The organism is Micrococcus luteus NCTC 2665 (genome assembly GCF_000023205.1).
In the GTDB taxonomy this organism is placed as follows: Bacteria; Actinomycetota; Actinomycetes; order Actinomycetales; family Micrococcaceae; genus Micrococcus; species Micrococcus luteus.
Genome location: NC_012803.1, coordinates 1,946,617 through 1,965,504, shown reverse-complemented (window position 1 = coordinate 1,965,504; position 18,888 = coordinate 1,946,617). Strand labels below are relative to the sequence as shown.

Genomic DNA, 18,888 nt, shown 5'->3' with positions numbered 1-18,888 from the left:
TCCAGGAGGACCACCATGACCCACCGCTCCCACACCGCCCAGCCCGCCGTCACCCGCCCGAGCGACCGCGACCGCCTCGCCCGCGTCGTCGACGCCGCGGGCGAGGAGACCGGCGCGATCACGGCCGAGTACGGCATCCTCACGCTCGCCGCCGTGGGCTTCGCGGGCGTGCTGGCCGTCGTGCTCACCAGCCCGGACGTGCAGTCGCTGCTCGTGGACCTCGTCTCCGGGGCGCTCCAGCGTGACTGAGCACCCGACCTCCGCCCCGCCGTCCGCGCGCCGCACGGGCGCCCGGACGGCGGGGTGGTCCCGGGGCGGCGAGACCGGGGCCGTCACCGCCGAGTACGCGGTGCTGCTGCCCGTGATCGCGTTCGTGCTCGTGTCCGTCCTGCTGGCCGGCGCAGCCGCGGTGCAGCAGGTGCGGGGTCAGGACGCGGCGGCGTCGGCCGCCCGCATCCTCGCCCGGGGCGACGACGAGGCGGCGGCCCGCGACGCGGTGGCGCGCATGGCCGGCGACGACGCCTCGCTCTCGCACACCGTCGAGGGCGGCTGGGTGACCGTCGAGGTCGTCCAGCCCAGCCCCGGGCCGCTCGCCTGGGCCGAGGCCCTCACTCTCACCGCGCACGCCGCCGCCCCCGAGCAGCGGCCCGGAACGCCCGCCGCCGGGCCGGAGGACCGGTCATGACCTGCGGGAGGGCGCCCGTGCGGGGCGAACGCGGCTCGGGCACCGTGTCCGTCCTGGGCACGGCCGCCCTGGGGGCGGGGCTGCTGCTGGCCGTCGCGGCGCTGGGGCAGGCCTCGGTCACCGGTGCCCGGGCGGCCGGGGCCGCTGACCTGGCGGCGCTCGCCGCCTCCGACGCCCGGCGCGGGCTCTCCGACCACGAGCCGTGCGTCCTGGCCGGGCGGACCGCCGAACGCAACGGGGCCGCAGTCGTGGCGTGCGAGGCGCGCGAGGACGGGACGGTGCGCGTCGCGGTCGAGCTCGCCCGCGCCCCGCTGCCGGCGGCCACGGCCGACGCCGTCGCGGGTCCGCCGCGGTCTCAGGCCCCGGGCGCCGGGTCCGCGGACCCGCCGGAGGCGCCGCCGCCCGAGCCGTCGGTCGAGGCGTCCGCCGGAACGAGGTGATCGGCGTGGTCCATCAGGAACCGCAGGACGGTCAGCGCGCCGGCCTTGTCCAGCGGGCTGTTGCGGTTGCCGCACTTGGGGGACTGCACGCAGGACGGGCAGCCCTCCGTGCACTCGCACGCCGCGATGGCCCCCGCCGTCGCCTCGACCCAGCGCCGCGCCTGCTCGAAGCCGCGCTCGGCGAAGCCCGCCCCGCCGGGCCGGCCGTCGTAGACGAACACGGCGGGGGAGCCGGTGTCCGGGTGCAGGACCATCGAGACGCCGCCGATGTCCCAGCGGTCGTTCGAGGCGACGAGCGGCATCATGCCGATCATCGCGTGCTCGGCCGCGTGCAGGGCGCCGGGCAGGCGATCCGTGGTCAGTCCCGCGGCGATGAGCTCGTCCGAGGCCGCCTGGAACCACACCGCCGAGGTGAACAGGTCCCGCGCCGGCAGGTTGAGGGGCTCCTCACCGAGCACCTCCCCGGAGACCAGGGCCTTGCGCTGGAAGGACACCACCTGGGTGCGGACCTGCACATCCCCGAGGCACCAGCGCAGCGTGCCCTCGCGCGCGTCCAGGCGCCGGTGCACCGCCACGATCTCGATCTCCGTGACGTCCCGGGCCTGCGTGGTGAAGTCCGGCCAGGCACGCGTGACGACCACCGCGTGCGCGTCCTCGTCCAGCTCCTCCACGAGGTACGTGCGGTCCTGGTGCACGTACACCGCGCCGGGATGCGCCTGGTAGTGGGTCTGGGGCGAGTCCATCGTGCCCAGCAGGGCGCCGGACTCGGCGTCGATGATGTCCATGGGGCCGCCGCCGTCGTCCCGCAGGGAGACCATGCCGGCGGCGTGCTCGGGGTGCGTCCAGAACCAGCCGGCCGGCCGACGGCGCAGCAGCCCCTGCTCGACCAGCACGTCCAGCAGGGCGCGCACCCGCTCCGGCTCCCCGAACCAGCCGAACGCCTCGGGCGTGATCGGCAGCTCCGCGGCGGCCGCGCACAGTTGCGGGCCGAGCAGGTGCGGGTTCTCCGGGTCCACCACGGTGTCCTCCACGCCCAGGTCGAACACGGCCTCCGGGTGGTCCACCACGAACGTGTCCAGGGGGTCGTCCGAGGCCACGAAGAACGCGAGCGCATCCTGGCCGCCGCGCCCGGCGCGGCCGATCTGCTGGAAGAACGACGCGCGGGTGCCCGGCCAGCCGGCCACCACCACGGCGTCCAGCCCCGCGACGTCGATGCCCATCTCCAGCGCCGGCGTCGAGGCCATGCCCAGCAGCCGACCCGAGCGCAGGTCCGCCTCCAGCTCCCGCCGCTCCTCGGGCAGGTAGCCCGAGCGGTAGGCCGCGATCCGCGTGCCGAGCCCCGGCTCGACCTCCTCGAGCTGCCGCTTGGCCGCGCTGGCGATGGCCTCAGCCCCGCGCCGCGAGCGGATGAACGCCAGCGTGCGCACCTGCTGCAGGGCCAGGTCCGTGACCAGGTCGGCGGCGGCGGCCATCGCCGAGCGGCGGACGGGCGCGCCGTTCTCGCCCCGGCGGTCTGTCAGCTCCGGCTCCCAGAACGCCACCGTGACCGCCCCGTGCGGGGACGCGTCCTCGGTGACGGCCGTGGCCGGCGCCCCGATCAGTCGGGCGAAGTGCCCGGCCGGATCCGCCGACGTCGCCGACGCCCCGATGAACACGGTCTCCGGCCGGTCCCCGCGGTAGTGGGTGGCGATGCGCCGCAGCCGACGCAGCAGGATCCCCACCTGCGAGCCGAAGACGCCCCGGTACGTGTGCGACTCGTCCACCACCACGAACGCCAGATTCCGGAAGAACGCGGCCCACCGCTCGTGGTGCGGCAGGATCCCCACGTGGAGCATGTCCGGGTTGGTCATGAGCACGGTGGCATGCTCGCGGGCCCAGATCCGGTCCTGCGGTGCGGTGTCGCCGTCGTAGGGGGCCGCGCGCAGCCCCGGGGCGCCGTCCCGCTCGAGGGCGCGCCAGGAGGTCAGCTGGTCCGCAGCGAGGGCCTTGGTGGGGGCGAGGTAGAGCGCGGTGGCCCGGGGGTCGGCGGCGAGCCGGGTGCCGACCGCCAGCTGGTAGCCCAGCGACTTGCCCGACGCCGTGCCCGTGGCGAGCACGGTGTGCGTCCCCGCGCCGGCCAGGGTCGCGGCGCGCACCTGGTGCAGCCACGGCCGCTCGACGCCGCGCGCCGCGAACGCCCTGACCAGGCCCTCCGGCGCGTCCGCGGGCCAGCCCGTGTGCCGGGCCTGCCGGGCGGGCAGCTCGGTGACGTGGCGGATCTGCTCGGGTAGCTCGGTCCGGCCCAGCGTCGCACGGAGTCCGGCCCCCGCCGGCGTGTCCGGGTGCAGGTCGCCAGGTGCCGTGACGGACAGCCTTGCCACGACGTCGGCCACCACCGCACCGACGGGTTGCGGCTCCGGTCCGGAGAAGTCCGGGGCGTCGTCGACGGGCGGCGCGGCGTCCGCCGTGCCGGGCGGCCCCCAGCCGCCCGCGGGATCCGCCCAGGGATCGTGCTCCGGGAGGTGGCCGGTCACGCCCCCATGGTGCCGGTGTGCTCGGCGGTGGGGTTGTCCTCGGCCAGGCCGCGACCCCAGATGGACACGGGGCCGAGGTCGGTCCAGGCCAGGTGGCTGTACAGCTTCTGGCCGTCCGGGGAGGCGACGAGCAGGCCGCGGCTGATCTCACCCTCGCTCATGACCTCGGAGGTGAGGTAGCGCATCACGAGGGAGCCGAGGCCGCGGCGACGGTGGTTCGGGGACGTCCAGATCCGGTCGTAGACGGCGGTGCCGTCCTCCTCGGTGACCCAGCCGAGGGCGGCGAGCTCCTCCTCGCCCTCGGACACGGTCGAGGCGCCGACGGCCAGGATGCGCAGGCGACGGCTGCCCTCCATCGGCTGGTCCACGCGGGCCTCATAGCCCTCGGGCAGCAGCGGGGGCTCGACGTCCTGCAGCTCGGGGTCCATGTCCATGGTCATGAAGCGCTCCGGCTCGGTCTGGGCCTTCAGACCCATGGCCTTCGGGTCCTCGCCGGCGTCGCCGAACACGGTGAGCAGGATCTGCTCCTGGTCCCGCAGCGCCTCGCGCAGGTCCTCGAGCTCCGCACGGGAGGGGTTCACCACCACGTGCTCCCACGTGGCCGGCACGTCCACCGTGGCGCGGCCGGAGCCGCCGGGGATCATGCGGGCGGGGCGAGGGGTGCGCAGGGCCGCGCGTCGCCCCGCCTCCTGGCTCGTGCGGTAGCCGCGCGATCGCGACCAGGCCGCGAACCAGATGTCGACCAGTGCCGGATCCAGATGCTCAGTCATGTCTGAAGGGTAAGGGGCTCATCCGAATCCAGGGTGTAGTCGGGGTCTGAACCCGCCGGTCTCGAGCAGGGATCTGGCGATGTAGTTGGTCAGGTTGCGGAACCCCAGCGCCGAGCCGCGCAGGTGCTCGAGCCTGCCGTTGATCGCCTCGGTGGGCCCGTTGGAGGTGCTGGGCCGGTCGAAGTAGGCCAGGACGTCGGCGGCGCGCTTCTTCAGCGTCCTGCCGAGCTTGGTGATCTCGACCAGGGCCTTGGGGACGCCGGTGCTGATCGAGTCGATGAGCCGGGCCATCAGCTCGCGGCCGTGGCGCCGGTTCTCGTGGCGGTAGGCGGCGATCATGCGCTGGTAGACGCTCCAGGTGACCTCGACCTCGACGTGGGCGTCGTCGGCGAACAGGGTGTCCAGTCGGTCCTTCTGCTTGTCGTTGAGCAGGTCGACGCCGGTGGACAGGGTCCGGCGGGCGGCATAGAGCGGGTCGCCCTTGCGGCCGCGGTGCCCACAGATGGCCTGCTGAACTCGCCGTCGGCACTCATCGAGCGCCTCGCCAGCGAGGCGCGTGACGTGGAAGGGATCTAGCACGGTCACCACGTCGGGCAGTTCCTCGACGGCGGCGGTCTTGAACCCGGTGAAGCCGTCCATCGCGACCACCTCCACGCCGTCGCGCCAGTCCTGCGGGCGGTCGGCCAGCCAGGTCTTGAACGCCTGCTTGGAGCGTCCTTCGACCATGTCCAGCAGCCGTGCCGGGCCGGTGCCATCTCGCACTGGGGTGAGGTCGATGATCACGGTGACGTACCTGTCGCCGCGACGGGTGTGCCTCCACACGTGCTCATCGACCCCGACGACCTTCACCCCCTCGAAGCGGTGCTCCTCGTCGATCAGCACCCGCTTGCCCTCGGCCAGAACGGCGTCGTTGGCGGTGTCCCAGGCCACCCCGAGCCCCTCGGCAACCCGAGCCACGGTCAGGTGCTGGACCACGATCCCTTCCAGCGCCCACCGCAGAGCGCGCCGAGACAACTTGGCCCGGGGCTCGGCCGCGGCGGTGGTGTCCTGGCGCCACACATACCCGCAGCCGCTGCAGCGGTAACGGCGCACGACGACCTCCAGCGTCGTGGGCCGCCAGCCCAGTGGTTCGTGGGCAAGCCGTCGGACCACGGTGTCACGTGGTCTCCCTTCGCAGCCGCAGCGCCGGCACCACTGGTCGGGCTCGACCACCTGACAGGCCAATACGGCACGATCCGGCTCGAGTCGCTGCCCGGTGACAACGAGGCCGAGTTCGTCGAGGCGGCAGAAGGCAGTCAGGTCGGGGCTGGCGAACGCATCAGCGCGCCCGCCGACGGTAGCGTCGTGCACGTCGAGGTCTTTCGGGCTGAGTGTGTAGGAGCTCTCATCCTCGGGAGACCTCGACCTCTATCCGGCCACCGACGCGCCGGCCCGCCGCGCGACGTGCGCTACACCCTCATCTGGGAAGAGCCGGGTAAGGCGTGTGGCCGGTGCGGGCCAGGCCCCGTCCGCCCCTCACGGCCGTCACGTCCGGGGCTGCGCACTAGCCTGGACCTCGATGAGCACCGCCCCCCTCTCCCGCATCGCGCTGTACTACCGGTTCACCCCGCTCGCCGACCCCGAGGCGGTGCGGCTGTGGCAGCGCACGCTCGCCGCGTCCCTCGGCCTGACCGGCCGGATCATCGTGTCGCCGCAGGGGATCAACGGGACCGTCGGCGGACCGGTCGACGCGGTCAAGCGCTACGTGCGCGGCACGCGGGAGCATCCGGCGTTCCGGGACCTCGAGGTGAAGTGGTCGGACGGCTCGGCGGCGGACTTCCCCCGCCTCTCCGTCAAGGTCAAGCCCGAGCTCGTCGCGTTCGGGGCCCCCGAGCGCGTCACCGTGGACGCGGACGGCGTCGTCGGCACGGGGGAGCGGCTCACGCCCGTCCAGGTGGACGCGCTGGTCGCCGAGCGCGCCGGCACCGCGAACCCCGTGCGTTTCCTCGACGGCCGCAACACGGTGGAGGCGGCCATCGGCTGCTTCGACGGGGCCGTGGTCCCGGACGCGCACACCACCCGCGACCTGCTCGCCGCCGTCGACTCCGGGGCCCTGGACCACCTCAAGGACGCGCCGCTGATCACCTACTGCACGGGCGGCGTGCGCTGCGAGGTCCTCTCCGCCCTGCTCAAGGACCGCGGCTTCGCCGAGGTCTACCAGCTCGACGGCGGCATCGTCCGCTACGGCGAGGCCCGCGGCGACGCCGGACTGTGGCGGGGCGAGCTGGCCGTGTTCGACCGACGCCTGTCCACCCGCTTCACCGCCGATGCCGAGACCATCGGCCGGTGCGTCACGTGCGAGGCACCGACCTCGGCGTTGCGCAACTGCGCCGACCCGGCCTGCACCACGCTCGAGGTCCGCTGCGCGGCCTGCGCCGCCGACGACCCCGAGCGCCGCTGCCCCGTCTGCGTCCACCGCCCCCACCCCGCCGAGAGGACCGAGGCATGAGTCCCGTCCCGACACCCCCGTCGCCCCCCGCCCCGCGGCTGACCCCGGCCACGGCCGTGGCCCTCGCCGCGGACCTGGCGGCCCTGCCGTTCACCACCGCCGCCGTCGAGGGGCTGCTCGGACCCGTGGCCACGCTCGCCCTGGACCGCGAGCACGCCGAGGCCGCCCGCCGCGTCGTCGCCGGTCACCTGGCGGGCCCCGGCCGGCACGACGACGCAGCCGGCCCCGGCGACCGGCACGGCACGCGGGGCCTCGCCGCCGCCGTCGGGGCCTGGCTGCTCGGCGACCCCGTCCCCGCCGCCGACCTCGACGCCGCGCTGCCCAGCCTCGGCCTGGCCGGGGCCGTGGCGGCCGGGCTCGTCGTCGAGGGGCCGGACGGGCGCGTGCGCGGCGCGGTGGACCTCTCGCCGTACGACGCGGACGAGCCGGGCCGGATGTGGATCGCCTCGGACCTGACGGCCCTGCAGCGGCGCGGCCCGCTGCCTCCCGAGCACGTGCTCGGCGTCGGCCGGGCCTCCCCCACGCTCGCCGGCGCCACGCAGCGCCGTCCCGTGGCCCGCGCCCTCGACGTGGGGGTGGGCTGCGGGATCCAGACCCTGCACCTGCTCGCCCACGCCGACCACGTCACCGCCACGGACCTCTCCGAGCGTGCCCTGGCCTTCACCCGGTTCAACCTGCTGCTCAACGCGGACGTGCTCGGCCTCGACCGGGAGCGGCTCGAGGACCGGGTCCGGCTGGCGGCCGGCGATCTGCTGGCGCCGGTGGCGGGGGAGCGGTTCGACCTCGTGGTCTCGAACCCGCCGTTCGTGATCACCCCGCGCACGGACCCGGCCGCGCCCGTGCTGACCTACCGCGACGGCGGCCGCGAGGGCGACCGGATCGTCGCGGAGCTGATCGCGGCCCTGCCGGACGTGCTCGCCGAGGGCGGCACCGCGCAGCTGCTCGCCAACTGGGAGATCCCGGCGGGGGACACCGCCGACGCCGACGCCGCACCCTGGGACGCGCGCCCGCGCTCATGGGTGGCGCCGGGGATGCAGGCCTGGTTCCTCCAGCGCGACCGGCAGGACCCCGCGGGCTACGCGGAGACGTGGCTGCAGGACTCCTCGCTCGAGCTCGACCCGCCCGCCTATGAGGCCGCCTACCGCGGGTACCTGGAGGACTTCGACGCCCGCGGCGTGGCCGGGGTCGGCTTCGGCCACGTGTGGCTGCGTCGGCCCACCGCGGACGGCTCCCAGGGCCGGGGGTGGGTGGTCGCCGAGGAGCTGACCCAGCCCGTGGACGAGGCCCTCGGCGGGGCGTGGGCCGCCGCCGTCGCCCGCCGGGACCGGCTCGCCGCGGGCGCCGGGGCCGGGGACGCCGTCGGGGACCCGGCCCTGGCCGCCCTGCGCGGCCTGCACCTGCGGGTGGCCGCGGACGTGACCGAGGAGCGCCACCAGCGGTTCGGGGCGGAGCACCCCGAGGTGATCCTGGCCCGGCAGGGCTCCGGGTTCCGGCGCGTGGCGCGCCTGGACACCGCGACGGCGGGCGTGCTCTCGGCCAGCGACGGCGAGCTGTCCGTGGGGCAGCTGGTGGGCGCGGTCGCCGCGCTGCTGGAGCTCGACGACGCCGGGCGGGCCGGCCTGCTGGCCGCGCTGCGGGAGCTGTACGAGGACGGGTTCCTCGTGGAGGGCTGAGCGGACGGCCCGGCCCACACCTCAGATCAAGCCGAGCCGCGCAGCGTGGCGCAGATGGCGCACGAACATCTCGTCGTCGGGATCCCCGCGGCGCATCACCGGCACGGCCTCGCCGAAGTCCGGGTCCGGCTCGGGGAAGCCCACGAGTCCCTCGAGGTGCTCGTCCACCATCTGCCCGAGCACGCCCTCCACCTTGAAGCCGGTCACTGCCCCGTCCTCGACCTCGAGGATCGCGGTGACGCGCTGACCCAGTGCGTGCTGGGTGAGGACCAGCCCGTAGGGGTGGTCCTCCTCGGGGACCTGACTCTCCAGCCCTGTCCAGTAGGCGACGTCGGCGCGCTCGGCGCCCTCGTCCCACTCGGCTGCCGCGTCCGCGTCCTCCCGCTCCGACTCGAGGTGCAGGAGATACGCGTCGAGGGAGCCGAAGGCGTGCCGGGCGAAGTGCAGCAGGGTGACGGTGTCCGTGACCGTCCACAGGACCTTCTCCGTGTGGTTGCGCAGCTCCTCGTCGTGCTGCAGATGGCCGCCCGAGAGGATCTCGCGTGCCAGAGGTCTCGCGCGGTAGCACTCCTCCAGCAGGGAGCCCACGTCCGTCGCCGTGGGGTTCGGCCGGGCCGCGGACTCCCAGCGGCGGACGAGGTCCGCCGTCGACCCCGGGGCGGTCAACACGTCCCCTGCCCGGCCACGCCGTAGAACGCGTGGATGCCTTCGGGCTTGCGGTTGTTGCCGTGGTAGTGGCAGTACCTGCCCGAGCCCGACTTGTCCTTCTCCGGACCCACAGGCCTGAGGCCGGAGCGTGCGGACTGGGCGACTTGGGCAGCACCCTGGACCGTGTGGGACGTGGCGCGGGACCGACGAGGATGCATGGCCTGAGCATAGGCTGAGCGTCCGGAGGCGGACAGGAGGACCCGAGCCCGTGTCCGGCGGACGGGCCCGCCCAGGGGCCTGTCAGGCTCCGGGCGTTATCGTGGTCCACGCGCCCTACGATGTGGGGACGTCCGCCCGCGGTGGACGCGGGTCGGCTCGCGTCGGCCCCGGATCCGCAGCAATCCCATCCCAGGAGGACCCGTTGTCCACTCCCCCCGCTTCCGTGACCGCTTCCGTGCCCGAGGGCAAGAAGCTGGTCATCGTGGAGTCCCCGGCCAAGAGCAAGTCCATCGCGAAGTACCTCAACGCGGTGGGCTCCGGCTGGGTGGTGGACTCCTCCGTGGGGCACATCCGTGACCTGCCCAAGCCCTCGGACCTGCCGGCGGACATGAAGAAGGGCCCGTTCGGGAAGTTCGCCGTGGACACGGAGCACGGCTTCACCCCGTACTACGTGGTGCACCCGGACAAGAAGAAGAAGGTCACGGAGCTCAAGCGCGAGCTCAAGGACGCCGAGGCCCTCTACCTCGCGACGGATGCGGACCGGGAGGGCGAGGCCATCGCCTGGCACCTGCTGGACACCCTCAAGCCCACGGTGCCGGTGTACCGGATGACCTTCGGCGAGATCACCCAGGAGGGCGTGCGCCGCGGCCTGGAGAACATCCGTGAGCTGGACACGGCCCTCGTGGACGCCCAGGAGACGCGCCGCATCCTCGACCGCCTGTTCGGCTACGAGCTCTCGCCGGTGCTGTGGCGCAAGGTCTCCCGCGGGCTCTCGGCGGGCCGCGTGCAGTCGGTGGCCACCCGCCTCGTCGTCGAGCGCGAGCGGGAGCGCATGGCCTTCGTCTCCGCCCACTACTGGGGCGTGGAGGGCACCTTCACGGTGGCCGAGGGCGCACAGGCCGCGGACGCCGTGGGCAGCTCGTTCACGGCCCGCCTCAGCACGGTGGACGGCGAGCGCGTGGCCACGGGCCGCGACTTCGACGACGCCGGGCGGCTCAAGGCCTCCGCCGGCAAGAAGGTGACCCACCTGGACGAGGCCGGCGCCCGCTCGCTGGCCGAGGGTCTGCGCGGGGCGGACTTCACGGTCGACTCGGTGGAGGACAAGCCGTACACCCGCCGCCCGGCCGCCCCCTTCACCACCTCCACGCTGCAGCAGGAGGCCGCCCGCAAGCTCCGCATGAGCTCCCGCGTCTCCATGCAGGTGGCCCAGCGCCTGTACGAGAACGGCTACATCACGTACATGCGCACGGACTCGGTGAACCTCTCGCAGGAGGCCGTGCAGGCCGCCCGGCGCCAGGCCACCGAGCTCTACGGGGCGGACGCCGTGCCGGCCCAGCCGCGCGTCTACGCCAAGCGCAACGAGACCGCGCAGGAGGCCCACGAGGCCATCCGGCCCGCGGGGGACTCCTTCCGGACGCCGGCCCAGGTCAAGGCCGAGCTGCGCCCGGACGAGTTCCGCCTGTACGAGCTGATCTGGAAGCGCACCGTGGCCTCGCAGATGGCCGACGCCAAGGGCTACACCGCCACGCTGCGGCTCTCGGCCGCCGCGCAGGACGGCCGCCTCGCGCAGTTCAGCGCCTCGGGCACGGTCATCACGTTCAAGGGCTTCCTCGACGCGTACGAGGAGGGCCGGGACGCCGAGGTCGACGGTGAGAACGCGGAGGCCAAGGACCGCCGCCTGCCGCAGGTGGCCCAGGGCGAGCGCCTCACCGGTGACCCGATCGAGGCCACCGGGCACGAGACCTCCCCGCCGGCCCGCTACACCGAGGCGTCGATCGTCGCCGAGCTGGAGCGCCGCGAGATCGGGCGTCCCTCCACGTACGCCCCGACGATCTCCACGATCATGGACCGCGGCTACGTGTCCAAGCGCGGCACCGCGCTCGTCCCGTCGTGGACCGCGTTCGCGGTGATCGGACTGCTCGAGGACTACTTCGCGACGTACGTGGACTACGACTTCACGGCCCGCATGGAGGACGACCTCGACCGGATCGCGGCGGGCGAGCTCGGCCGCGAGGCCTGGCTGCAGACCTTCTACTTCGGGGCCCCCGCCGCGGAGACGGAGAAGGGCGTCGAGGGTCTCAAGCACGTGGTGGACAACCTCGGCGAGATCGACGCGCGGGCCGTGAACTCGCTGCCGATCACCGAGGACATCACCCTGCGGGTGGGCCAGTACGGCCCGTACCTGGAGCGGTCGCTGCCGGCCGACGCGGAGGCGGGCGCCACCCCGCCGCGCGCCAACGTCCCCGAGGACCTGGCCCCGGACGAGCTCACCCCGGCCAAGGCCGAGGAGCTGTTCGCCACCGCCCGGCCCTCCGAGCGCGAGCTCGGCACGGACCCGGAGACGGGCCGGACCGTCGTCGCCAAGGACGGGCGCTACGGGCCCTACGTCACCGAGGTCATCCCCGAGATGACCGAGGAGGAGCTGCAGGCCTGGCTCGACGCCCAGCCCACCGAGTACTACAAGAACGGCAAGCCCAAGCCGAAGAAGAAGCCGGCCAAGGAGAAGCCCCGCACCGGCTCCCTCTTCACGAGCATGTCCGTGGACACCGTGACCCTCGAGCAGGCGCTGCAGCTGATGTCCCTGCCGCGCGTCGTGGGCGCGGACGCCGAGGGCGAGGTCATCACCGCCCAGAACGGCCGCTTCGGGCCCTACCTGAAGAAGGGCTCGGACTCGCGCTCGCTCGAGTCCGAGGACCAGATCTTCAGCATCACGCAGGAGCAGGCCCTCGAGATCTACGCCCAGCCGAAGCAGCGTGGCCGCGGGGCCGCCAAGCCGCCGCTGGCCGAGTTCGGCGAGGACCCGGTCTCCGGCAAGAAGGTCACCGTGAAGGAGGGCCGCTTCGGCCCGTACGTCACGGACGGGGTCACCAACATCACCGTCCCGCGCGACCGCCAGCCCGAGGAGCTCACGGCGGAGGAGGCCTACCAGCTGCTCGCGGACAAGCGTGCCAAGGGCCCGGCCACCCGCGGCGGTGCCAAGAAGCCGGCGGCGCGCAAGGCCCCGGCCAAGAAGACCACCGCGCGGAAGAAGGCCTGAGCGCCATGCGCCTCGGTGTCCTGGACATCGGCTCCAACACCGTCCACCTGCTGCTCGTGGACGCCCACCCGGGGGCCCGCCCCGTCGCCTACGCGGAGCACAAGCGCTCCCTCCCGCTGATCCGCTACCAGGACGCCGACGGGGCGATCACGGAGGAGGGACAGCGGGAGCTCGTGGACTTCGTCCGTGAGGCCGCCGCGTTCGCGGAGGAGCACCGGGCGGAGGACATGATCTCGTTCTGCACCTCGGCGATCCGCGAGTCCGCGAACGGCGCCGCCGTGCTGGCCCGCGTGCAGGCCGAGACCGGTGTGCACCTCTCCGAGCTCACGGGGGACCAGGAGTCGGCCATGACGTACTTCGCCGTGCGCCGCTGGCAGGGCTGGGACGCCGGCTCCATCCTGAACTTCGACATCGGCGGCGGCTCCTTCGAGATCGCCTACGGCCAGGACGAGCTGCCCTCGCACGCCCTGTCCCTGCCGCTGGGCGCCGGCCGCCTCACCCGCGACTGGGTGCCCGAGGACCCGCCCAGCCCCAAGGCGGTGAAGAAGCTCCGCAAGCACGTGGAGAAGCGACTCGAGGAGGCGTACGCGGCCTTCCCGCGCATCGAGTCGCCCGTGGTGGTCACCGCCACCTCGAAGACGTTCCGCTCCCTCGCCCGGATCACCGGGGCGGCGCCGTCGGCGGCGGGGCCCTTCGTGAAGCGGCACCTGCGCGCGGACGACCTGCACCTGTGGGTGAACCGCCTCGCGGCGATGACCATCGCGGAGCGGGCGGAGCTGCCCGGCGTCTCGGACGTGCGCGCGCATCAGGTGTTCGCGGGGGCGATCGTCGCGCTGACTGCCATGCGCACGTTCGGCATCGCCCAGCTCGAGATCTGCCCGTGGGCGCTGCGTGAGGGCCTGATCCTCAACCGCCTCGACGCGCTCATGCTCGAGGGCCACCTCACCCGGGACGGCCTGCCCGGTGTCGGCCACGTGAACCTCAACCCGGACACCCTCCTGCCGGGACTGAGCCTGGGGGTGCGCTGACCATGGCGGACTCCACCGTGCACCTGGCCCCCGCGGTGCGCTTCGGCGCGGACATCCCCGTGACCCTGTCCTCCTCGTCCGTGTTCCCCCTGGGCACCCAGGACGTGTTCGCCACCGCCGAGGACCTCGGCTACGACGGCGTGGAGGTCATGGTCACGCACAACGCGTGGAGCCAGGACGCGCGGCGGCTGGCGCGGCTGTCCGAGCGGCACGGGATGCCCATCGACTCCATCCACGCGCCCACTCTGCTGTTCACGCAGCAGGTCTGGGGCTCCGCGTGGTCCAAGATCCGCCGCTCCGTCGAGCTGGCGCAGGCCGTGGGCGCGGCCACCGTGGTCGCCCACCCGCCGTTCCGCTGGCAGGGCACGTACGCGGTGCGCTTCGCCGAGGGCATCCACGAGCTGATGGCGGAGACCGGCGTCGTGATCGCGGTGGAGAACATGTACCCGTGGCGGGCCTACGGCCGCGAGGCCAAGATGTACCTGCCGCACTGGAACCCGCTGCCCGAGCCGTACGAGCACATCTGCTGGGACTTCTCCCACGCGGCCATCGCGCGGGCGGACTCCCTGGCGGCCGTCCGCGAGCTCGGCCCGCGGCTGCGGCACGTCCACCTCACCGACGGCGACGACTCCGGCAAGGACGACCACCTGGTCCCCGGCGAGGGCACGCAGCGCGTGGCCGAGACCCTGCGCCACGTGGCGACCGAGGGCCTGGCCGGCGCGGTGTGCGTGGAGGTGGGCACCCGCGGCGTGGAGTACGCGGGCCAGCGCGAGGAGAAGCTGGCCGCCTCGCTCGCGTTCGCGCGCGAGCATCTGGCCGCCGGCGGGACCGACCACCACGACGACGACGGCGCCCCGCGCCCGAGCACGAAGGAGACGGGCCGACCATGAAGTTGACCATCCTGGGCCTGGGCACCATGACCGGCGCGATCCTCGCCGGAGCCCTCGAGGCCGGCGCCGTGCGCGCCGAGGACGTCACCGCCACCACCCGCTCCGCCGCCTCCGCCGAGAAGGCCGCGTCGCAGCACGGCGTCACCGTGACCTCCCAGGAGCGGGACGAACGCGCCAACCATGCCGCGGTCGCCGAGGCGGACATCGTCCTGGTGGGCGTGAAGCCGAAGGACATGGTCGCCACCCTCACGGACCTGGCGCCGTCGCTGCGCCCCGAGGCCGTGGTGGTGTCCGTGGCAGCCGGCGTCACCTCCGCCACCATGGCCGCCGTGCTGCCGGCGGGGCAGCCGATCGTGCGGACCATGCCGAACACGCCCCTGACGGTGGGCTCCGGCGTTGTCGGCATGGCCCCCGGGCCGGGCGTCACCGAGGAGCAGACCACCGCCGTGCGCGCCCTCTTCGAGGGCTCCGGCCTGGTGGTGCCGGTGGCCGAGGAGCAGCTCTCTGCCGTGGTGGCCACCGCCGGCTCCGCCCCGGCCTACGTGTTCCTGCTGGCCGAGCTGATCGCCGCCCACGGTGCGGAGATGGGACTGGACGCCGCCTCCGCCGAGGCCATGGCCGCGGCCACCGTCAAGGGCGCGGGCATCATGCTCCAGCAGGAGGGGGCCAGGGCCGAGGCTCTGCGCAAGGCCGTGATGAGCCCGAACGGCACCACTGAGAAGGCCGTGGAGGCGTTCCTGGACGGCGGCATGGGCGACCTCGTGAACCGTGCCATGGACGCGGCCGCGCAGCGCGACAAGGAGATGGCCGAGGAGTTCGGGGCCTGACGGCTCCGGTGTGCCTCAGGGCCGGGCCGCGAACCGGTCGATGAGGTCCGTGTGCCCGGAGACGATGAGGGTGTCGCGCGGGCCCACCCGGGTGTCCGGCTGCGCGTAGGTGAAGTCCTCGCCCGGGGTCTTCACGCCCACCACGGTCACGCCGTACTTGGAGCGCACGCGGGACTCGGCGAGCGTGAAGCCCACGCACTCGGCCGGCGGGTACATCTTCACGATCGCGAAGTCGTCGTCGAACTCGATGAAGTCGAGCATGCGCCCGTTCACGAGGTGGGCCGCGCGCACGCCGGCGTCGTGCTCGGGGAAGATCACGTGGTTCGCCCCGATCCGCTTGAGGATCGTGCCGTGCGCCTCGCTGATCGCCTTCACCCAGATGTGGGGGATCTCCAGGTCCACGAGGTTCACGGTGATCAGCACCGATGCCTCGATGGAGGTGCCCACGCCGACCACCGCCGTCGCGAAGTCCTGCGCACCGAGCTGGCGCAGGGCCTCGGAGTCGGTGGCGTCCGCCTCCACCACGTGAGTGAGCGAGGGGGCGAAGCGCTGCACGAGGACGGGGTCCCGCTCGACGGCGAGCACCTCGCGGCCCTGCGCGACGAGCTCCTCGGCCGTGGCGGCGCCGAAGCGGCCCAGCCCCACGACGAGCACGGGGGCGTTGGGATCGGTGCGCTGCGGGGTGTCAGCCAATGACCGGCCTCTCGACGGGGTAGCGGTAGAGCACGCGCCGCTGGCGCAGGGCCAGGGCGGCGGCGAACGTGATCGTACCAACGCGGCCCGCGAACATCATGGCCGTCAGGACGTACTTGCCGGTCGGTGGGCTCTCCGCGGAGACGCCCACGGAGAGTCCGCACGTGCCGAACGCGGAGATCACCTCGAACAGGGGCCGCTGGATGGACTCGTCGGTGATGTGCACCAGTGCCAGAGTGGCCACGAGCACGAGGGTGGCACCGAGGGCGAGCACCGCGATGGCCACGCGCAGGGATTCGGGGGCGATCGTGCGGCCGTGCGCCGTCACCTCGCGGTCGCCGCGCGCCTCCGCCACGATCGCGAGGAACATGATCGCCAGCGTGGTCACCTTGATGCCGCCCGCGGTGGAGGCGGACCCGCCGCCCACGAACATCAGCGCGTCCATGAGCAGCAGGGACTCGGGCTGGTGCGCGTTCGTGTCGTCGATCGCGAAGCCGCCGGAGCGGGTCATCACGGAGCCGAAGAGCGAGTGCCCGACCCGCTGCCAGAAGCCCATGCCGGCCTGGGTCGCCGGGTTGTCCGCCTCGAAGAAGAAGAGGGCGACGGCGCCGAGCACCAGCAGTGTCAGCGTCACCTCGACCGTGAGCTTGGTGTGCAGGTTCCACTGCCGGAACCGCCACCCCTTCTCCAGCAGCACCATGACCACGGGGAAGCCGAGCGCACCGAGGAACACGCCGACGCCGAGCACCGTGATGATCACCGGGTCGTGCATGATCTCCGGCAGGCCGTCCACGTGCAGGGTGAATCCCGCGTTGTTGAAGGCGCTGACCGAGTAGAAGACCCCGTGCCACAGGCCGGTGAGCCACGAGCCGGAGATGGCCGCGAACCGCGGCACGAGGACGAGCGCCAGCGCGGCCTCGGCGGTCAGCACCGTCAGGACGACGACGCGCAGCAGCTGGCCGACCTCGCCGAGACTGCCGGAGGTCATGCCCGCCTGCTGCGTCGCCAGCTTCGACCTCAGGCCCAGATGCCGGGAGACGGCCAGCGTGAGCAGCGAGGCCATCGAGAGGATGCCCAGGCCGCCGATCTGGATGGCCACGAGGATGATCACCTGGCCCGCGGGGGACCAGTGCACGGCCGTGTTGACGGTGGTCAGACCGGTCACGGAGAAGGCGGAGACCGCGGTGAACATGGCGTCGTGCAGGGGGGTGGCGTGGCCGTCCGCCGCGGCCCACGGCAGGGCGAGGAGCCCGGTGAACACCAGGGCCATGAGGGCGAAGGCGGAGAGGGCGGCGCGGGCCGGGGAGCCGCCCACCACGGAGCTGACGGCGCGGCCCGAGCGCCGCAGCGCCGTGCGCAGGTCGGTCGAGGACTCCAGCGTGGAGGCCTGGCCGGGCCGGGGGAGTCCGCCGGGCCGGCGCACCCCGCCGCGGCGGTGGGCGTGCGGGGTCGGACGGGGACCTGCCACGGGGCACCTCCTGCACGGGGGACGGGGAACGGACCGGCTCCCAGTATCGCGCGCCCCGTGGCCCGCGCGTCACGCGGGCGAGACATCCGAGGCGATCGTCGCCACCGTGCCGCCCGGAGCCCTAGGCTGGACCGTGATGAGCACCACGTCCGCCCCTCCCGCTCCCACCCCCGCCGCTGTGGTGTGGGACTCCAGCCTGCTCCGCTACCGGTTCAGCGCGGAGCACCCGATGGCGCCCCTGCGGCTGGACCTCACGCACCGGCTCGTGGAGGCGTTCGGCCTGCTGGACGCGCCCCACGTGCGGATCGTGGAGCCGCCCGTGGCCACGGACGAGCAGCTCGCCCTCGTCCACGACCCCGAGTACGTCGCCGCCGTCCGCCGGGCCGCGGAGACGTCGTCGGCCGAGGACGGCCGCTTCGGCCTGGGCACCGAGGACTGTCCCGTGTTCCCGGACCTGCACGAGTCCGCCGCCCGGATCGCGGGCGGCTCCCTCGTGGCCGCGGAGGCGATCTGGTCCGGCGAGGTGGACCGCGCCGTGAACTTCGCCGGCGGCATGCACCACGCCGCCCGGTCCTCGGCGTCCGGGTTCTGCATCTACAACGACTGCGCCGTGGCCATCCAGCGCCTGCTGGACCTCGGCGCGGAGCGCGTGGCCTACGTCGACGTGGACGCGCACCACGGCGACGGCACGCAGTCGATCTTCTACGACGACCCCCGCGTGCTCACCATCTCCCTGCACGAGACGGGCATCAGCCTGTTCCCGGGCACGGGCTTCGCCAACGAGATCGGCGGCTCGGCCGCCCAGGGCACGGCGGTGAACGTCGCGCTGCCCCCGCGCACCGGCGACGCCGGCTTCCTGCGCGCCGCCCACGCCGTGGTCCCGCCGCTGCTGGAGGCGTTCGCCCCGGACGTGCTGGTCAGCCAGCACGGCTGCGACGGACACCTCACGGACCCGCTCGCCGACCTGCGGCTGACCGTGGACGGCCAGCGCCAGCTCGCATTCGACGTCGGCGACTGGGCCGACCGGTTCGCGCACGGCCGGTGGCTGGCCACCGGGGGCGGCGGCTACAACCCGCTGCGGGTGGTGCCGCGCGCGTGGACCCACCTGACCGCCGCCGTCCTGCAGACCCCGATCCCGGTGAAGAGCGAGATCCCCGCCGCCTGGATCGAGCACGTCCGGGCCCTCACCGCGGACGAGCTGACCGGTGACATGTCCGTGCACGTGGGGGACGACGCCGAGCGGGTCCCCACCGTGATGGGCGAGGACGCGGACGTGTGGTGGCGCTCGTGGGAGGTGGGCTACGACCCGGCCGACCCGGTGGACCAGTCGATCATGGCCACGCGCCGCGAGGTGTTCCCGCTGCACGGGCTGGACCCCTGGTTCGACTGAGTCGGTCCCCGTCCCGGTTCGACCGGGGCCCGTGCGGCCGGTATTGTGGCCGAGAACGTTTCCAGGCGTTCCACATCCGGTGGAATGCGGGTCGGCGTGTCCGGCGCCCCGGATGCCTG

Annotated in this window: 16 protein-coding genes; 10 read left to right on the top strand and 6 right to left on the bottom strand. The window is 73.8% G+C overall.

Annotation, left to right across the window (positions count from 1 at the left end; genetic code table 11):
* Positions 1 to 15 precede the first annotated feature (15 nt).
* From MLUT_RS20565 to MLUT_RS20555, 3 genes are read left to right on the top strand one after another with little or no spacing between them, the layout of a single operon-like run.
* Complete coding sequence (locus MLUT_RS20565; RefSeq protein WP_010080291.1) at positions 16 to 249, top strand: DUF4244 domain-containing protein; 234 nt, start codon at positions 16 to 18, stop codon at positions 247 to 249.
* Positions 242 to 685 carry a TadE family type IV pilus minor pilin gene (locus tag MLUT_RS20560; RefSeq protein ID WP_010080292.1) on the top strand — a complete coding sequence of 148 codons (444 nt, stop codon included), beginning with the start codon at positions 242 to 244 and terminating at the stop codon, positions 683 to 685. Before MLUT_RS20565 ends, MLUT_RS20560 begins: the two co-directional genes overlap by 8 nt.
* The gene (locus MLUT_RS20555) at positions 682 to 1,125 is read left to right on the top strand and encodes an Rv3654c family TadE-like protein (RefSeq protein WP_012751059.1); all 444 of its coding nucleotides are present in this window, start codon (positions 682 to 684) and stop codon (positions 1,123 to 1,125) included. Before MLUT_RS20560 ends, MLUT_RS20555 begins: the two co-directional genes overlap by 4 nt.
* On the opposite strand, the gene MLUT_RS20550 is transcribed toward MLUT_RS20555, so the two are convergent.
* From MLUT_RS20550 to MLUT_RS20540, 3 genes are read right to left on the bottom strand one after another with little or no spacing between them, the layout of a single operon-like run.
* Positions 1,041 to 3,638, bottom strand: a complete 2,598-nt coding sequence (locus tag MLUT_RS20550) for a DEAD/DEAH box helicase (protein ID WP_010080294.1) — start codon at positions 3,636 to 3,638, stop codon at positions 1,041 to 1,043. The genes MLUT_RS20555 and MLUT_RS20550 overlap by 85 nt on opposite strands.
* On the bottom strand, positions 3,635 to 4,408 hold the full coding sequence (locus tag MLUT_RS20545) for a GNAT family N-acetyltransferase (RefSeq protein ID WP_010080295.1): 774 nt from the start codon (positions 4,406 to 4,408) through the stop codon (positions 3,635 to 3,637). Before MLUT_RS20545 ends, MLUT_RS20550 begins: the two co-directional genes overlap by 4 nt.
* 18 nt (positions 4,409 to 4,426) lie before the next feature.
* On the bottom strand, positions 4,427 to 5,758 hold the full coding sequence (locus MLUT_RS20540; RefSeq protein ID WP_012750828.1) for an ISL3-like element ISPfr3 family transposase: 1,332 nt from the start codon (positions 5,756 to 5,758) through the stop codon (positions 4,427 to 4,429).
* A 208-nt stretch (positions 5,759 to 5,966) separates the two neighbouring features.
* Here MLUT_RS20540 and trhO point away from each other — a divergent pair, with 208 nt between their 5' ends.
* A complete protein-coding gene (gene trhO / locus MLUT_RS20535) occupies positions 5,967 to 6,896 on the top strand; it encodes an oxygen-dependent tRNA uridine(34) hydroxylase TrhO (protein ID WP_010080296.1) in 930 nt (309 codons plus the stop codon).
* Positions 6,893 to 8,569: a DUF7059 domain-containing protein gene (locus MLUT_RS20530; RefSeq protein ID WP_012751058.1), complete on the top strand. Its 1,677-nt coding sequence runs from the start codon at positions 6,893 to 6,895 to the stop codon at positions 8,567 to 8,569. Before trhO ends, MLUT_RS20530 begins: the two co-directional genes overlap by 4 nt.
* Before the next feature lie 21 nt (positions 8,570 to 8,590).
* Here MLUT_RS20530 and MLUT_RS20525 read toward each other — a convergent pair whose 3' ends face one another.
* Entirely contained in the window at positions 8,591 to 9,238 is a 648-nt protein-coding gene (locus MLUT_RS20525) for a hypothetical protein (protein ID WP_231936604.1), read from the bottom strand.
* A 400-nt stretch (positions 9,239 to 9,638) separates the two neighbouring features.
* Here MLUT_RS20525 and topA point away from each other — a divergent pair, with 400 nt between their 5' ends.
* The 4 genes from topA to proC are packed head-to-tail and all read left to right on the top strand — an operon-like array spanning position 9,639 to position 15,218.
* Complete coding sequence (gene topA, locus MLUT_RS20520; protein ID WP_010080299.1) at positions 9,639 to 12,473, top strand: type I DNA topoisomerase; 2,835 nt, start codon at positions 9,639 to 9,641, stop codon at positions 12,471 to 12,473.
* A 5-nt stretch (positions 12,474 to 12,478) separates the two neighbouring features.
* The gene (locus tag MLUT_RS20515) at positions 12,479 to 13,501 is read left to right on the top strand and encodes a Ppx/GppA family phosphatase (protein ID WP_010080300.1); all 1,023 of its coding nucleotides are present in this window, start codon (positions 12,479 to 12,481) and stop codon (positions 13,499 to 13,501) included.
* A 2-nt stretch (positions 13,502 to 13,503) separates the two neighbouring features.
* Positions 13,504 to 14,391 (top strand): sugar phosphate isomerase/epimerase family protein, encoded by an 888-nt coding sequence (locus tag MLUT_RS20510; RefSeq protein WP_010080301.1) that lies wholly within the window; start codon positions 13,504 to 13,506, stop codon positions 14,389 to 14,391.
* A complete protein-coding gene (proC, locus tag MLUT_RS20505; RefSeq protein ID WP_010080302.1) occupies positions 14,388 to 15,218 on the top strand; it encodes a pyrroline-5-carboxylate reductase in 831 nt (276 codons plus the stop codon). Before MLUT_RS20510 ends, proC begins: the two co-directional genes overlap by 4 nt.
* Before the next feature lie 15 nt (positions 15,219 to 15,233).
* Here the strand turns inward: proC and MLUT_RS20500 are convergent, their stop codons facing one another.
* Positions 15,234 to 15,911, bottom strand: coding sequence for a potassium channel family protein (locus MLUT_RS20500; RefSeq protein WP_010080303.1), 678 nt, complete (start codon positions 15,909 to 15,911; stop codon positions 15,234 to 15,236).
* A complete protein-coding gene (locus MLUT_RS20495) occupies positions 15,904 to 17,379 on the bottom strand; it encodes a TrkH family potassium uptake protein (RefSeq protein WP_012751056.1) in 1,476 nt (491 codons plus the stop codon). Before MLUT_RS20495 ends, MLUT_RS20500 begins: the two co-directional genes overlap by 8 nt.
* Positions 17,380 to 17,515: 136 nt before the next feature.
* Here MLUT_RS20495 and MLUT_RS20490 point away from each other — a divergent pair, with 136 nt between their 5' ends.
* Complete coding sequence (locus MLUT_RS20490) at positions 17,516 to 18,769, top strand: acetoin utilization protein AcuC (protein ID WP_010080306.1); 1,254 nt, start codon at positions 17,516 to 17,518, stop codon at positions 18,767 to 18,769.
* The last annotated feature ends 119 nt before the right edge of the window (positions 18,770 to 18,888 follow it).

Coding starts and splice junctions, on each gene's coding strand:
- MLUT_RS20565 (WP_010080291.1), top strand. CDS start 16: ATGACCCACCGCTCCCACACCGCCCAGCCCGCCGTCACCCGCCCGAGC.
- MLUT_RS20555 (WP_012751059.1), top strand. CDS start 682: ATGACCTGCGGGAGGGCGCCCGTGCGGGGCGAACGCGGCTCGGGCACC.
- MLUT_RS20545 (WP_010080295.1), bottom strand. CDS start 4,408: ATGACTGAGCATCTGGATCCGGCACTGGTCGACATCTGGTTCGCGGCC.
- trhO (WP_010080296.1), top strand. CDS start 5,967: ATGAGCACCGCCCCCCTCTCCCGCATCGCGCTGTACTACCGGTTCACC.
- MLUT_RS20530 (WP_012751058.1), top strand. CDS start 6,893: ATGAGTCCCGTCCCGACACCCCCGTCGCCCCCCGCCCCGCGGCTGACC.
- MLUT_RS20515 (WP_010080300.1), top strand. CDS start 12,479: ATGCGCCTCGGTGTCCTGGACATCGGCTCCAACACCGTCCACCTGCTG.
- MLUT_RS20510 (WP_010080301.1), top strand. CDS start 13,504: ATGGCGGACTCCACCGTGCACCTGGCCCCCGCGGTGCGCTTCGGCGCG.
- proC (WP_010080302.1), top strand. CDS start 14,388: ATGAAGTTGACCATCCTGGGCCTGGGCACCATGACCGGCGCGATCCTC.
- MLUT_RS20490 (WP_010080306.1), top strand. CDS start 17,516: ATGAGCACCACGTCCGCCCCTCCCGCTCCCACCCCCGCCGCTGTGGTG.